Raw genomic sequence first — 13,855 nt, 5'->3', positions numbered from 1 at the left:
GCGGACCGGCGAGGTTCGTAAACTGCCCTACCGGCTAGCATTTTTGGTATGGCTTATTTGTGATTCTGTCTGTCGCCGTTCTGGTGTCGCACCTGGCGGGTGCGCCCCCTCTGTCCACCTATCAACCCGAGCCCGCCGAACTGCAGCGGGCCCGGCAGCTGATGCTGAGCCGGCCCAATGAGTGTGTGGCCTTTACCCGCCATTTTCTGCAACGCCGGGAAGCCAGCCCCGGCGCCATGTTCAATTCTCGCCAGGAGCCGGACCGGCTCGAGCAGGCCAAACAGTACCGTACGCGGGGGCAGACCTTTACCGCCTGGCAGCTGCAGGCCCTGTGTCAGGCCAACGAAGGCCTGTTGCTGCCCGCCGATGCCAGCATCAATCACGCCATCTCCCTGGCTCGCCAGCACCGTCAACATGAGGCCCTGGTCGCCAGCCTGCTGATCAAGGCCAAGCTGGCGCTGGCACGCCAGCAACCGGAGCAGGCCGAACGACTGCTGCAAGAGGCCGGCCAGGTCCCCCTGCCGGCTGCTCACGGACTGCGGGGCGATCAGCAACTGTTGCAGGCGGCGGTGCTGCTGCGTCAGCAACAGTTTGATGAGGCCCGCCAGACCTTTGAGCAGGTGCGACTGCAGGCCATGCAACAGAGCGACAACCCGCGCCAGGCCTGGGCCAATTTTCTGCTGGGCGAATATTACCTGCAGCTGCAGCAGGACGAGCTGGCCCTGTCCCATTTCGTGGAATCACTGGAGTTGCTCAAGGGCCGACGCCAGTTCTACCTCAAGGCCCTGGCCGCCAAAAAGGCCGCCGCCATCTACGCCGCCCTGGGGCAACACGACAAGGCGCTGCAATACGCCAATCAGTCCACCACCGAATTCGAGCAGCTGGGCAACAGTCCGTTGCTGATAAGCTCACTGGTTAACCTGGGCCGAGTAACCCGCTCCGGTGAAGATGCCAACCTGGCGCTGGTGTATTTCTTCAATGCCCTGGAGCTGGTCAAGATTCAGGACGACGTAGAGCAGCAAACCCGGCTCTATCTGGAAATCGGCCAGTCCTACCTGCAGCTGGGCAGCCTGAACGATGCCCAGTATTACCTCGACAAGGCCCGCCGCGGCTTTGAGCGCAGCCGGGATCTGCCCAGCCAAGTCGACGTGCTGCTGCAGCTGGGCCGGCTGCACCTGACCCAACAGGAGTTCGGCCTGGCGCTGGTGCGGCTGGAGCGGGCCCGCCAGCTGGCCGAGCAGCAGGAAGATGTGTTGCGGCTGATGGAAAGCCACCGGCTGCTGGCCCAGCTGTTTGAAACCAGCGGCAACATGACCGAGGCGCTGCGCCACCAGAAGGCCCTGCATGCCTTCTTCAAACAGGCCACCACCGTCAACCGGCTGCTAACCCAGAGCCTGGTGCAAAACAACGATCAGCAACTGCAACAGGAGCGGGAGTTGACCGAGCTGGGCCGGCGCAGCGAACGGCTGCTGCAGGACAGGGAACGCTTTGCCCTGCTCGCCGCCGGACTCAGCCTGCTGCTGCCACTGCTACTCTACGGCATGCTGCGCAACCTGGTACGCAACCGCCGCCTGCTGCAACAGAATCAGGAGCTGCAACAGGCGCTGATGGTGGAGCCCGGCACCGGCCTGCCGAACTGGCGCCAACTGATGCAGCGCTTGCCCCAGGAGATGGCCCGTCAGCAACTGCGTTCGGAACAGTGGTATCTCAACGAAGAGTACCGCCCCTTTGACGACAAGATTTACTACCTTCTGCTGCAGGTGCCGTTTATGGTGGATTTGCGGGAAAAAACCGGCCTGAGCCACGCCACCGAAATTCAGCGCCAGCTTGGCGATTACCTGCGCGGCCGCATTCACCCCCGCGCCCGGCTGTATGACCTGCGCGACGGTGAGTTTATCTATGTGATCCCCCAGAAAGAGGTGGCGGATCTGCAACAGACCCTGAGCGCCCTGGCCCGCATGTTTGCGGAATTTCCCTGCTCGTTCGAACTGGATCGCCGCCTGGCTACCGGCATTATCGGACATCCCTTCCTGCCCAAGTCCCCCCATGCCCTGGACGACATGAAGCTGGGCGACATTCTCTACCTGGCGATGGCCGCCGCCCACCAGCTGACTCAGGTCAGCAATGAGCCGGCGTGGGTGGAGCTGGTGGCGGTTGACTGCCAGCAGGCGGCCTTTTTCAATGGAGACGTTCGACTCTGTTGCATTCAGGGTATAATGAAGGGATTGGTCAAGGTAAACAGCTCGCACAAGAAGCAACAAATAGACTGGCAGGCGCTGATGCCGCCCCTGCCCACTCAAGGCTAAGGGTGTTGCGGCACCGGCAGACCTCAATGGTGATAAATGAACAAGCTGAACGAACGAATGATGCTGCAGGAGCTGACCGCCGTAATAGCCGGACTGGGAAACATGGTCGAGGCACTGGAGGCACTCCCGGAGCAGACGGACAGCGACCAGGACGGGCGCGGCCTGCTGGTACAGTGGCATAAACTCTTTCAGGGTCAGGGCAGTCAGGAACAGGGGGGACCACGCCCGCCCGAGCTGACGCAACTTCTGGCTGGCCTGCAACAACACCTGGCCAGGCTGAGGCGCTATCACCAGCAATCGGGCCGCCTGCAACAGGTGCTCAACGAGCAGATGCTGCAGGCGGCCCAATGCCTGAGCCGTCTGCCGCAGGTGCCGGCACGGCTGCAAAGCCTGCTGCCTGAGCTGGAAACCCCGGACGCCGGCGGCCTGCACCACCTCGGGCCGCTGTTTGAGTGCTACCAGCAGAGCCTGGAGCTGGCGATGCGCGAAGCCCGGCAGCAACGCCAGTTTCGTGCCGATTTATGCCAGCGGCTGTTGCAGCTTATCGACGAGCTGGACTACAACGGCACCTCGGGCGAGGAAATCAGCAGCATTCAGCAGCGCCTGCTGAGGCAACCCGAAAATACCGTGCTGGCGGATCTTTGCCTGCGCCTGATTGAACTGGTCATAGAAGGTTGCCGCAGCGAGCGGCAACACTCCACCCGTTTTCTGGCCCGGCTCAACGACAGCCTGGAAGACATGCAGAGCCACTTTTCCGCCTCGGTGATTGAAGGCCGCAATCTGGCCAGCGACCGGGCCCGGGACGATCGCAGCCTGGCCGGCGAGCTGAAGGCCATGGGTGAGAGCCTGGGCCGGGCAGACAACTCGCGGCTGCGCGAGGAAATTGCCGAACGGGTGCACAGCATCACCCAGTTGCTCAGCCACCACGAACAGTTGCAGGAGCGGGAGCAGGCCCTGCTGCAACGGCTGAACGAGGTGGAGACCCGGCTGCACAGCATGCAACACGAAGCCGCAGAGTATCGCCACCGGCTCACCAGCCAGAACCAGAAGCTGCTGATTGACCACCTGACCCAAATCTACAACCGCACCGCCCTCAATGAGCGGCTGGAGTCGGAATATCGTCGCTGGCTGCGCCACGGCGACCCCCTGGCCATCGTTTTGCTCGATATCGACCATTTCAAGGACATCAACGACAACTTCGGTCACCTCGCCGGTGACAAGGCCCTGCGGGTGATTGCCCGTACCATTCGCGAAAACTTGCGGGAAACCGACTTTGTGGCCCGCTTTGGTGGTGAGGAGTTTGTGGTGCTGATGCTCAATGTGGACCCCGGGCTGGTGTCCCGGCCACTGGAGCAATTGCGCAAAAAGATAGAGAGCATCCCTTTTCGTTTCAAGGATGAGCGGGTTACCATCACCATATCTATCGGCGCCACCCTGCTGCAGGCAGGCGACAGCACCACCTCCGCCATGGAGCGCGCCGATCAGGCCCTCTATCAGGCCAAACACGCGGGGCGCAACCGGCTTATCATCGACTGAATTGTCGTCATCATATTAGGGATACCCGATGATTACCCATATCAATCCGGTCGGCAGCATGAACCTGCTGTCGCAAATCGAAGTCGATCGCCTCAAGCAGTCCGCTTCGGGCAACCTGTACCAGCTGTTCCGCAACTGTGCGCTGGCGGTGCTCAACTCGGGCAGCCAGACCGACAGCTCCAAGGAAATTCTGGAGCGCTACAAGAATTTCGACATCAACGTAATCCGCCGCGAGCGCGGCATCAAGCTGGAGCTGTTCAATCCGCCCGAGCACGCCTTCGTGGACGGCGAAATCATTCGCAGCATTCAGGATCACCTGTTTTCGGTGCTGCGCGACATCATTTACGTCAACAGCCACCTGCAGGCCAATCCTCAACTGAACCTGACCGCGTCCACCCATATCACCGATCTGGTGTTTTCCATTCTGCGCCATGCCCGGGCCATTAACCCGGGCGAAGATCCCAGCCTGGTGGTGTGCTGGGGCGGTCATTCCATCAGCCCGTCGGAGTACCAATACACGCGGGAAGTGGGCAACGAACTGGGGCTGCGCGAGCTCAACATCTGCACCGGCTGCGGTCCTGGCGCCATGGAAGGTCCGATGAAAGGTGCCGCCGTGGGCCATGCCAAACAGCGCATTACCGGCAGTCGTTACGTGGGCCTGACCGAGCCTTCAATCATCGCCGCCGAGCCGCCCAACCCCATCGTTAATGAGCTGGTGATACTGCCGGATATCGAAAAGCGCCTGGAAGCCTTTGTGCGCCTGGGTCACGGCATTATCGTGTTCCCCGGCGGCGTGGGCACCGCGGAAGAGATCCTCTACATTCTGGGCATCATGATGCACCCGGAAAACCGTAATCAGCCGGTGCCCATCGTATTGACCGGCCCCAAGGAAAGCGCCAGTTACTTTCGCAGCGTCGACGACTTCATCGGCAATACCCTGGGGCCGGAAGCCCAGTCGCTGTACCAAATCATCATTGATGATCCGGCCGAGGTGGCCCGTCGCATGAAAACCGCCATGCCGCTGGTGCGGGACTACCGCAAGTCGGTGGGCGACGCCTATTCCTTTAACTGGTCGCTCAAGATTGAGCCCGAGTTTCAGCTGCCCTTTGAACCCGATCACGACGGCATGGCCAACCTCAACCTGCACTGGGATCAGGCGCCTCAGCAGCTGGCCGCCAACCTGCGCCGGGCCTTTTCCGGCATCGTAGCGGGCAACGTCAAGGAAAGCGGCCTGCGCGCCATCGAGAAAAAGGGGCCTTTCCTGATCAACGGCGATCCCCGGCTGATGAAAATGATGGACAAGCTGCTGCGCCAGTTTGTGGAGCAGCAGCGCATGAAGCTGCCCGGCTCCGCCTACGTGCCCTGCTATCGCATCAATCGCTGAGATGGCCGTGCAGCTGCTGATCCTCGATGCCCTGAACCTGATCCGCCGGCTGCACGCCGTCCAGCAGGGCCAGCATGAACAACCGGCCGCTCAGCTGGCGGCCACCGAGGCCGCCCTGCTGCAGGCCACCGGCAAGCTGCTGGCCCGCTTTCGGCCCAGCCATGTGGTGGCGGTGTTCGACGGTGCCCCGACGGGTTTTCGCCACCGCCTTCACCCCGACTACAAGGCCAACCGTTCGCCCATGCCCGAAGCCCTTGCGGGCCACCTGGGCGAACTGCAACGAGCCCTGCTGCGCCAGGGAGTGGACGCCCTGTTATCGGACAACGAAGAGGCGGACGACCTGGTCGCCACCCTGGCCCGCCGGCTGTCGCGACACGGCGGCCACAGCACCATAGTGTCTACCGACAAGGGCTTCTGCCAGTTGCTAAGTCCTGGCATTCGGCTGTGGGATCACTTTGGCCAGCGCTGGCTCGATGAGGCTCATGTGCGGCAAAAATTCGGGCTCGAACCTGGCCAGCTGGTGGATTACTGGGCGCTGACCGGAGTGTCCGGCAGCGGTATTCGGGGCGTCCCCGGAATTGGCCCCAAGCGGGCACAAGCGCTGCTGCATCAGTTCGGTGATCTGGATACCCTGCTCGCCAGCCCCGGCCAGTCCAAAGAACAAAATAGCGTGCAGACGCACAAAAATGAGGCACTGATGGCACGTCAACTGGTCAAATTGGTGGATGATATTGAGCTGGGGGTAAATTTACAGCAACTTAGATATCACTATTAGACCAAAGAGCCATAGGCAAAATAGGTATAAAATGTTATAAAGTGGCTGCAAAATACAATATAACTCGACCACTGACAACGGAAGCTGCCCCATGAATAAACGCAGTATTACCGTGATCCCGGGGGACGGCATCGGTCCCAGCATTATCGATGCCGCCCTGCGTATTCTGGATCACGCAGGTTGTGACTTTCACTACGACTACGCCGACGCCGGCCTGACCGCCCTGGAAAAACACGGCGAGCTTCTTCCCCAAGCCACCCTCGACCTTATCGCCGAAAATAAAATCACCCTCAAGGGTCCTCTCACCACGCCGGTGGGCGGTGGTTTCACCTCGATCAACGTGTCCCTGCGCAAGCTGTTCAACCTCTACGCCAACGTGCGCCCCGTGGTGTCGTTTGAGGGCACCAAGAGCCGCTTTGAAAACATCGACATCATTACCATTCGGGAAAACACCGAAGGCATGTATTCGGGCGCCGGCCAGAAGCGCACCGAAGACAACAGCAGCGCCGAGGCCATGAGCATCATCACTCGCGAAGGGGCCGAGCGCATCGTTACCTTCGCCTATGAGCTGGCGCGCAACGAAGGCCGGAAAAAGGTCACCGTGGTGCACAAGGCCAACATCCTCAAGTCGACCTCCGGACTGTTTCTGGAAGTGGCCCGGGAAGTGTCAAAGCGCTACCCGGACATCGAAACCGCCGAGATGATCGTGGATGCCGCCTGCATGAATCTGGTGATGTACCCCGAACGCTTTGACGTCATCGTAACCACCAACCTGTTCGGCGACATTCTGTCGGATCTGTGTGCCGGTCTGGTGGGTGGTCTGGGCATGGCCCCGGGCGCCAACATCGGCAAGGATGTGGCCATTTTCGAGGCGGTGCACGGCTCTGCGCCCGATATCGCCGGCCAGAACATCGCCAACCCCTGCTCGGTGATCCTGGCCTCCATTCAGATGCTGGAGCATCTGGGCATGGCCGACAAGGCGGCGCAAATTCGCAATGCGGTACGCAAGACCATTGCCGATGGCAAGACGGTCACTCGGGATCTGGGCGGCAACGCCAGCACCACGGAATTTACCGACGCCATTATCGCCAACCTCTGAATACCAGCTGGAAGCGAGAAGCTGAAAGCCGGAAGTAAAACGGCGCTGTGAAAACAGCGCCGTTTTTTATACGTGGTTTAGTAAGGCTGGTAGCGGCCGCGTAGGTTGGAATGAGCGAAGCGCATTCCAACATTCCGCGGTCGCCTTGATGTTGCGATTCGCGATGTTCATCGGCAACCTACGCTGACTTCTCGCTCTTCGAAGCAGGGCAGTACCACCGCCGCCTTCGTGTTGCTGCGAAAGCAGGCCTGGGTTACCGGCCACACCACTTACAGCTGAAAGCTTACGGCTGACAGCTCCCAGAAGGGTCAGGCTTTGGCCTCGAGCTTGGCCACCTTGCGCGGCTGGCACACATGCACGGTGATCTCTTCCCGATCGTGATAAAGCTGCTTGGCCTGGATCTGAAAGCCGCCCAGCTGATCGAGTTTTTCCTGCAACTGCTGCAGGTTGTACACCGCCTCGGCGTAACGCTTTTTCATCGGCAGCTTGAGGTTGAAAATGGCTTCCTGGCAGTCTTCCTCCAACAGCCAGTCGGCCATCAGCGCCACCACTCGGGCCGGCTTGTCCACCATGTCGCACACCAGCCAGTACACGTTCTTGCGGCTGGGCCGCCACCTGAAGCCATCTTCCCGGTAGTGCTTGACCTGACCGGTGTCCATCAGGCTCTGGGCCATGGGGCCGTTGTCGATGGCCGCCACCATCATGCCTCGGGCCACCAGTTGATAGGTCCAGCCACCGGGGGCGGCGCCCAGATCCACGCCACGCAGGCCGGAGGTCAGCCGAGTGTCCCACTCTTCCCGAGGAATAAACACGTGAAAGGCCTCTTCCAGCTTGAGGCTGGAGCGGCTGGGCGCGTCGGCGGGAAAGCGCAACCGGGGAATACCCATGTGAAAGGGCGACTGGTTGTAGGAATAGGAATAGCCCAGCATCACTCGGTTGTTGGCGGTAAAAAACAGGTGCAGGGTGGGCCGGTTGCGGGCCTCGGCCCGGGTCAGCACCCCTTTGCCACGCAGGGCCTGACGTGCCGGCACGGTAAACTTGCGGCAGAAGCGGGACAACTCCTTGCCATCGTTGGTATCGGCGGTTTCCACTCGAATATCACCGCACAGGGGCATGCCTTCGGCGGCGTCCAGCAGCGGACTGATGCGATCGTCCAGGGGCAAGTCGGCCAGCTCGGCCCACACCACCAGCATCTGGCGGGCAAAGATCAGCTCGCGGAACGGCAGCTTGCGCGCCAGTAAATCGCCGTCTTCCGGCTGAAAGCACTCATACACCACATAGCCGCTGTCGTCCTTGGCACGGGCAAAGCCGGGGCAGCCCATCTGCCCGGCCCGGTCCTGAATTTCGGCCGCCGCCTCTTTTTCAAATCCGGGACGGCAATATATCAACAACTGTTTCATTCAGACCTCAACCAGGTGCGACCGGCCAGCAACAGGCACAGCCAGCCCACCATAAAACTCACTCCCCCCAGGGGAGTCACAAAACCAATTCCCCTGGCGCCAAACAGCACCAGGGCATAAATACTGCCACTGAACATCAGTATGCCCAGCACAAAAAAGACGACGGCGGCGTTCAGCGCCGCCGTGACACGCCGCTTCAACATCACCGCCAGCAACAGCAGTGCCAGGGCATGCAGAAACTGGTACTGCACCCCGGTATTGAAGGCCGCCACCAGCGCCGGTGCCGTGCCTCCGGCCGCCAGGCCATGGGCGCCGTAGGCACCGAGGGCGGTGCCGGTCAGGCCAAACAGCGCCGCGCCATAAAAGGCGAGATTAATGCTCATGAATAAAGTGCCTCATGCGCTCAATCACTCCCGCCAGGTTGCTCTCAAGAGTAGCGCCAGACGCCTTGCGCGGCTTGAAGCCGTGATCGCCGTCGGTCACCCAGTGGGTAATGACGGTATCGGCCAGATCATACTCCGCCACCGCCTCGCGGTTGCCAAAGGTATCCCGCTCGCCCTGCAGCAACAGGGTGGGCGTGCCTATGGTGGCCAGGTGCTGGCCGCGAAAGCGGTCCGGCTTGCCCGGCGGATGAAAGGGAAAGCCCAGCAGCAGCAGGCCGGCCGGAGCCAGCTCATCGGCTACCAGCGAGGCCATGCGTCCGCCCATGGACTTGCCCGCCAGAAACAACCTGGGATGAGCGAACTCACCGGCCAGTTGCCGCCAGCAGTCCAGCAGCACGGGTTCGCGATCCGGCGGCCGGCGGCGACCGTCGGCCCGGGTCTTCTGCATATAGGGGAATTCAAAGCGCAGTACCTGAATGTCCTCGCAGGCCAGGCCCTCGGCCAGGGTCTGCATCACGGCGTGCTCCATGCCGGCGCCGGCACCGTGGGCCAGCAGCACTCGACTGGCAGCGCCGTCGGGGCCGTTTTTCAGTATCTTCATGGGTTCATGGTCTTCTGTTTTTGTTCCTGCTCTAACAAGGCCAGCATCCACTCGCGAAAGGCGGCAATCTTGCCAAGGCCGGCCTGGGACTCGTGACTCACCAGGTAATAGGCGTTTTTCGACATCAGCACCTGTTCAAAGGGGCATACCAGCCGGCCGGCGTCGATTTCCGGCTGGGTCAACACACTGTGGCCAAGCGCCACGCCCTGGCCGTGAATGGCGGCCTGAATCACCATGGAGGAATGGCTGAAAATCGGCCCCTGGTTAACGTTGGCCGCCTGAATGTCGAGCTGTTTGAACCAGGCCTTCCAGTCGCGCCGAGAGGTGTCGTGCAGCAGGGTATGACGGGTCAAATCCTCTGGGACCTTCAGCGGCCGGGTGCCCATCAGCAGCATGGGCGAACATACCGGAATCAGGTATTCCGCGTGCAGCTTGTCGGCACGCAGCCCGGGCCAGCTGCCCTTGCCGTAATAGATGGCCACATCCACGTCATCGGTGAGCGAGCCTTCGTCCAGATCCACCGCCTTGATGCGCACGTCAATGTCCGGGTGCGCCTCACTGAAACGCACCAGCCGGGGCACCAGCCACTGAATGGCAAAGCTCGGCTGCAGGCTGACGGTCAGTGCGCCCTTGGCGCTGCGCGCCAGCAGTCGCTCGGTGGCATCGGAGATGGCGGTGAAGATATCCTTTATCTCCAGAAAGTAGCTCTGCCCTTCCTCGGTCAGCAGCAACGAGCGATTGCGCCGGCGAAACAGCTTGATCCCCAGAAACTCTTCCAGTCCCTTGATCTGGTGACTGATGGCCGCCTGTGTGACAAACAGTTCTTCCGCCGCCCGAGTAAAACTCAGGTTGCGGGCGGCGGCCTCAAAGGCCTTGAGCGCATTAAGCGGGGGTAATCGCCGGGACATGCAAACCTCTGGCTGCGGTTAATGGCTGTGGATTATAGGGGCCCGAGCCGGCGCATGCCAGCGGCGACCGACGGCGAACAGTTCATTTTCCTGCACAGGCTGAGTAAACTGCATGACAACCCGTTATTCCCTTCGCTCCGGATTGCTTCCCGATGATCGATATGTTGCCCGTTTCCCTGCTCGACTGGCTGGTGTTTGGCCTGGTCACCCTGTTGGTATTGCTTGTTCTGTTCAGCCTGCTGCGCCGCATCTGGCGCGGCAGGCCGGGCAAAAGGTATGTGCAAAAACTGATGTTTACTCCCGAAGCCGCCACCGCCCTGAAACTGCTGGAGCAGGCATCCGCCGACCGACTGCGGGTGTTTCCCTCGGTGCCCATGACAGAAGTGCTGGAGCTGGCACCCGAGCTTGGCAAGGCCCATCGGGAAAGGGCCTGGCAGGACATCTACGGGGAAAAGCTGGATTTCGTGCTGTGCTCCCCCGACGATCTGCGCGTGCGCCTGGTGGTGGCCCTGATGGACGACAGCCTGAGCCAGGCCGACGGCCGCCATCGTCATGCCCTGCTGGCCCGCATTGAAGACGCCGGCCTGCCGGTGGTGCACCTGTCCCCCAAGGGCTGGCCCACGCCCGCCGAGTTGCGTGACGAGCTGCAATCCCTGCTCAGGCCCGCCGAGGTGACGCCGCCCCTTGGCGGCGGCCGCCAGGAGCCGGTGCTGAGCCTGCCCGACGAAGACCACGACGACGAACCCCGCTTTCGGTTATAGCGACTCTCGTAGGTTGTGATGAGCGAAGCGAACCACAACATGAAGCCGCCGGCCAATGCAGGCGGGCAGCCTGCACTCCACAAGATCTACAGCCATAATTCGCTGAGCGGGGTATCCGGGCTGTAATGGTGGGCCACCTGGGCCTGCAACAGCTCGGCGGTGGCCAGGGCATCGCTCAGGGCATGGTGGGGCGCATAGTAAGGCAGGTGATAACGCTCACGGCTGGCGGCCAGCCGAATGGACACCGGCTTGTGCCCGCGCAACCGGGCCCACAGGCCCAGCCGACGCGGATGAAAGCGGGTTTCCAGCTCCATGGTGTCGATCACCGGAAAACGAATGTCTTCATACAGCCTGGCCTTGAGGGCGGTGGCAAAAAACACCTGTTCGATGCGCCGGTAGTGCACCACCACCACCCTGCCCGCCAAAGCGGCCAGCAGATCGTCGAGCACCTGCAGCAGATCCGGCGCTTCCTTTACCTCGGAATGGGTAATGCGATGCAGGGCCACAGTCTCGTTCGCCATGGGCTTGTGCGGATTGAGGATCCAGTGGGCGGCGTCGCGGCAGCGAATGCGCTGCAGACTGAAGGGCACCAGCCCCACGCTGACGATGGCGTCCTTTCTGGCGTCCAGCCCGGTGGTTTCAAAGTCCAGTGCCACAAAGGGCACTTCGGCCAGGGGCGTATCGGGGGCCGGCAGCCCGGCCCGGTAAAAACGCTGCAGCCGGTAGTCCCGGGCGGTGCGCGCCCGCTCTTCAAACAGCGCCGGCCAGTCGGGAGCATGGGCCGACTCCGTCAGGGAAGAAGGTCTCAGATATACCATAACGTCCTCAGGACGCCCGTCCGGGCTGATAGCGGAATTTCAGAAACTTCTGGGCCTGGCTCAGGATCTGAAAGGCATCCTTGAGGTTGCGCCGCTCGAAGTCGGACAGGTTTTCCGGCTCGATATTGTTGTCGGGCTCCCTGCCCGCCTCCACGTCCATGGCCTGGTGGCGAATGCGTACCATGGCAATAAACTCCATGGCATCACGCAGATCCGGCCCACGGCCCCGAGGCAGAATATCGGCCTCAATCACGTCATTGAGCCGCTCAAAGGAATTGCGCGCCTTGGAGCCCACCGCTAGGGCATGCACGCGTATCAGATCCGCCAGCGGCGCCGTGCCCCGGCGCTTGAGGTTGATGGAGTTGTTGTGTTTGCCGTCCTGCTCCATCACGAACTCCTTGAAAAAGCCGAGTGGCGGCGTGCGCAGCAGGGCGTTGCGGGCCATGCTGGCCAGAAAGCGCGGGCTGCGCTTTGCCCGGCGCAGGATCAGCCGGTTGAGCTGCTCGGCCCATTCCAGGTGGCCATAGACGCCGTCGAGGTCAAAAAAGATGTTGCTGTTGAGCAGGGAGCGGGCACTGGGGTTGTCGATCCAGTCCATAAAGCACAGTTCCCACTCCCGCCGGGTTTTACGCCACTCCGGGTTGCTGGCCATGATGTCACCACTGCAATAGCTGTAGCCACAGGCGGCCAGGCCGTCGCACACAAACTTGGCCAGGGCGGCGAAATACGCATTGTGGGCCTCGGCATCGTAGCCATTGTCGAGAATGATGGCGTTGTCCTGATCGGTCACCACCAGCTGCTCGTCCCGGGCCATGGAGCCCAGCGCCAGAAAACAGTAGGGCACCGGCGGCGGCCCCAGCTTTTCTTCCGCCAGCTCCAGCAGCCGCTGTTTGAAACTGCGCCCGATCACCGCCATGGCCGAGCCAATCATGTGGGAGTTGGCGTCTTCATTGACCATGCGCACAAAGCAGGCACGGGCATCATCGGCGATGGTGGCCAGCTCGTCGGCATCCTGGGCCCGAAAGATATGGCGCACCACAAACAGGCTGTTGCGGGACTCATGACGCATGACATCCGACAGCGCCACCACTCCCACCGGCTTGCCCCGGTGCAGCACCGGCAGGTGGTGCAGGTTGTAGCGCAGCATGGTGAGCATGGCCTCAAACACGTACTGATCGCTTTCGGCGGCCACCAGTTCGGCGGACATCACCTCGCCCACCGGCGTGCTCGACGGCAGCTCTTCCGCCAGCACGCGAGTGCGCAGATCCCGGTCGGTGATAATGCCGGCCACCTCGGCGTCGTCCTCGCCGCCTTCGTGGAGCACCAGAATGGACGATACCCCTTCCTCGGTCATCTTGCGGGCGGCGTCAAACACGCTGGCCGAGCGGCCGATGGACACGGTGTCCCGGGAAATCAGCTCGCGCACACTGGAGGTCATCAGCTCGTTGGCCCCCTGGTGGCGGGATACCGCATGGCGCAGCCGAGTGCTTTCCCCGACCTCAACAAAGTCGGAAAACGCCTCGTGGTGTTCATAGAGCTCGTTGAATACCGACTCCGGCAGGCAATAAATCAGGGTGTCCTCCAGCGCCGAGGCAGGCAACCGGTTCTTGTTGTGCATCAACAATCCCATCTGGCCAAACAAATTGCCTTCGCTCAGCCGGTTGTGCAGCTCGCCGTTGCGCCGGTATAGCTCCACCGCGCCGCAGCGCACCAGATAAAGGTCATGCACCGGGTCACCGTATTCAAGAATGCGCGTGCCGGCGCGGTAATAGGCCACTTCCACCTCGGTGGCAATGCGCTCCAGCACTTCCTCCGGCAATTCCTTGAACGGATACCACTGGCGAATAAAGGCCAGTACTTCCAGCTGCTCCGCTTCCATTGTTC

At 61.6% G+C, this 13,855-nt stretch carries 12 protein-coding genes; 6 read left to right on the top strand and 6 right to left on the bottom strand.

Going from position 1 to position 13,855, the window contains the following annotated elements:
* Positions 1–59 precede the first annotated feature (59 nt).
* The 5 genes from OJHNALOF_RS06565 to OJHNALOF_RS06545 all read left to right on the top strand — a co-directional run bounded on the left by OJHNALOF_RS06565 (position 60) and on the right by OJHNALOF_RS06545 (position 7,100).
* Positions 60–2,306 (top strand): tetratricopeptide repeat protein, encoded by a 2,247-nt coding sequence (locus OJHNALOF_RS06565; protein WP_094199884.1) that lies wholly within the window; start codon positions 60–62, stop codon positions 2,304–2,306.
* Between the two features lie 36 nt (positions 2,307–2,342).
* Positions 2,343–3,842, top strand: coding sequence for a diguanylate cyclase (locus tag OJHNALOF_RS06560; protein WP_240919647.1), 1,500 nt, complete (start codon positions 2,343–2,345; stop codon positions 3,840–3,842).
* A gap of 28 nt (positions 3,843–3,870) precedes the next feature.
* Complete coding sequence (gene ppnN, locus OJHNALOF_RS06555; protein ID WP_094199885.1) at positions 3,871–5,226, top strand: nucleotide 5'-monophosphate nucleosidase PpnN; 1,356 nt, start codon at positions 3,871–3,873, stop codon at positions 5,224–5,226.
* Position 5,227: 1 nt separating this feature from the next.
* Positions 5,228–6,001 carry a flap endonuclease Xni gene (gene xni, locus OJHNALOF_RS06550; protein ID WP_165661538.1) on the top strand — a complete coding sequence of 258 codons (774 nt, stop codon included), beginning with the start codon at positions 5,228–5,230 and terminating at the stop codon, positions 5,999–6,001.
* A 91-nt stretch (positions 6,002–6,092) separates the two neighbouring features.
* A complete protein-coding gene (locus OJHNALOF_RS06545) occupies positions 6,093–7,100 on the top strand; it encodes an isocitrate dehydrogenase (RefSeq protein WP_165661537.1) in 1,008 nt (335 codons plus the stop codon).
* Between the two features lie 308 nt (positions 7,101–7,408).
* On the opposite strand, the gene rlmM is transcribed toward OJHNALOF_RS06545, so the two are convergent.
* Genes rlmM through OJHNALOF_RS06525 form a run of 4 tightly spaced genes read right to left on the bottom strand, consistent with a single transcriptional unit; the run spans position 7,409 to position 10,392 of the window.
* Positions 7,409–8,500 (bottom strand): 23S rRNA (cytidine(2498)-2'-O)-methyltransferase RlmM, encoded by a 1,092-nt coding sequence (gene rlmM / locus OJHNALOF_RS06540; protein WP_165661536.1) that lies wholly within the window; start codon positions 8,498–8,500, stop codon positions 7,409–7,411.
* Positions 8,497–8,883, bottom strand: coding sequence for a DUF423 domain-containing protein (locus OJHNALOF_RS06535; protein WP_165661535.1), 387 nt, complete (start codon positions 8,881–8,883; stop codon positions 8,497–8,499). Before OJHNALOF_RS06535 ends, rlmM begins: the two co-directional genes overlap by 4 nt.
* Positions 8,873–9,484 (bottom strand): alpha/beta fold hydrolase, encoded by a 612-nt coding sequence (locus OJHNALOF_RS06530; protein ID WP_165661534.1) that lies wholly within the window; start codon positions 9,482–9,484, stop codon positions 8,873–8,875. Before OJHNALOF_RS06530 ends, OJHNALOF_RS06535 begins: the two co-directional genes overlap by 11 nt.
* Entirely contained in the window at positions 9,481–10,392 is a 912-nt protein-coding gene (locus OJHNALOF_RS06525) for a transcriptional regulator GcvA (protein ID WP_094199891.1), read from the bottom strand. The genes OJHNALOF_RS06530 and OJHNALOF_RS06525 overlap by 4 nt, the downstream gene beginning before the upstream one ends.
* Before the next feature lie 152 nt (positions 10,393–10,544).
* On the opposite strand from OJHNALOF_RS06525, the gene OJHNALOF_RS06520 reads away from it, so the two are divergent.
* Positions 10,545–11,153 (top strand): DUF2726 domain-containing protein, encoded by a 609-nt coding sequence (locus OJHNALOF_RS06520; RefSeq protein ID WP_165661533.1) that lies wholly within the window; start codon positions 10,545–10,547, stop codon positions 11,151–11,153.
* A gap of 86 nt (positions 11,154–11,239) precedes the next feature.
* Here the strand turns inward: OJHNALOF_RS06520 and OJHNALOF_RS06515 are convergent, their stop codons facing one another.
* Positions 11,240–11,971 carry a 3'-5' exonuclease gene (locus tag OJHNALOF_RS06515; protein WP_094199893.1) on the bottom strand — a complete coding sequence of 244 codons (732 nt, stop codon included), beginning with the start codon at positions 11,969–11,971 and terminating at the stop codon, positions 11,240–11,242.
* Between the two features lie 7 nt (positions 11,972–11,978).
* The gene (locus tag OJHNALOF_RS06510) at positions 11,979–13,850 is read right to left on the bottom strand and encodes a DUF294 nucleotidyltransferase-like domain-containing protein (protein ID WP_094199894.1); all 1,872 of its coding nucleotides are present in this window, start codon (positions 13,848–13,850) and stop codon (positions 11,979–11,981) included.
* Positions 13,851–13,855 lie beyond the last annotated feature (5 nt).

The sequence above is a fragment of the Oceanimonas sp. MB9 genome (genome assembly GCF_011319775.1).
Classification (GTDB): domain Bacteria; phylum Pseudomonadota; class Gammaproteobacteria; order Enterobacterales; family Aeromonadaceae; genus Oceanimonas; species Oceanimonas doudoroffii.
This window is presented reverse-complemented; position numbering and strand designations above follow the sequence as displayed.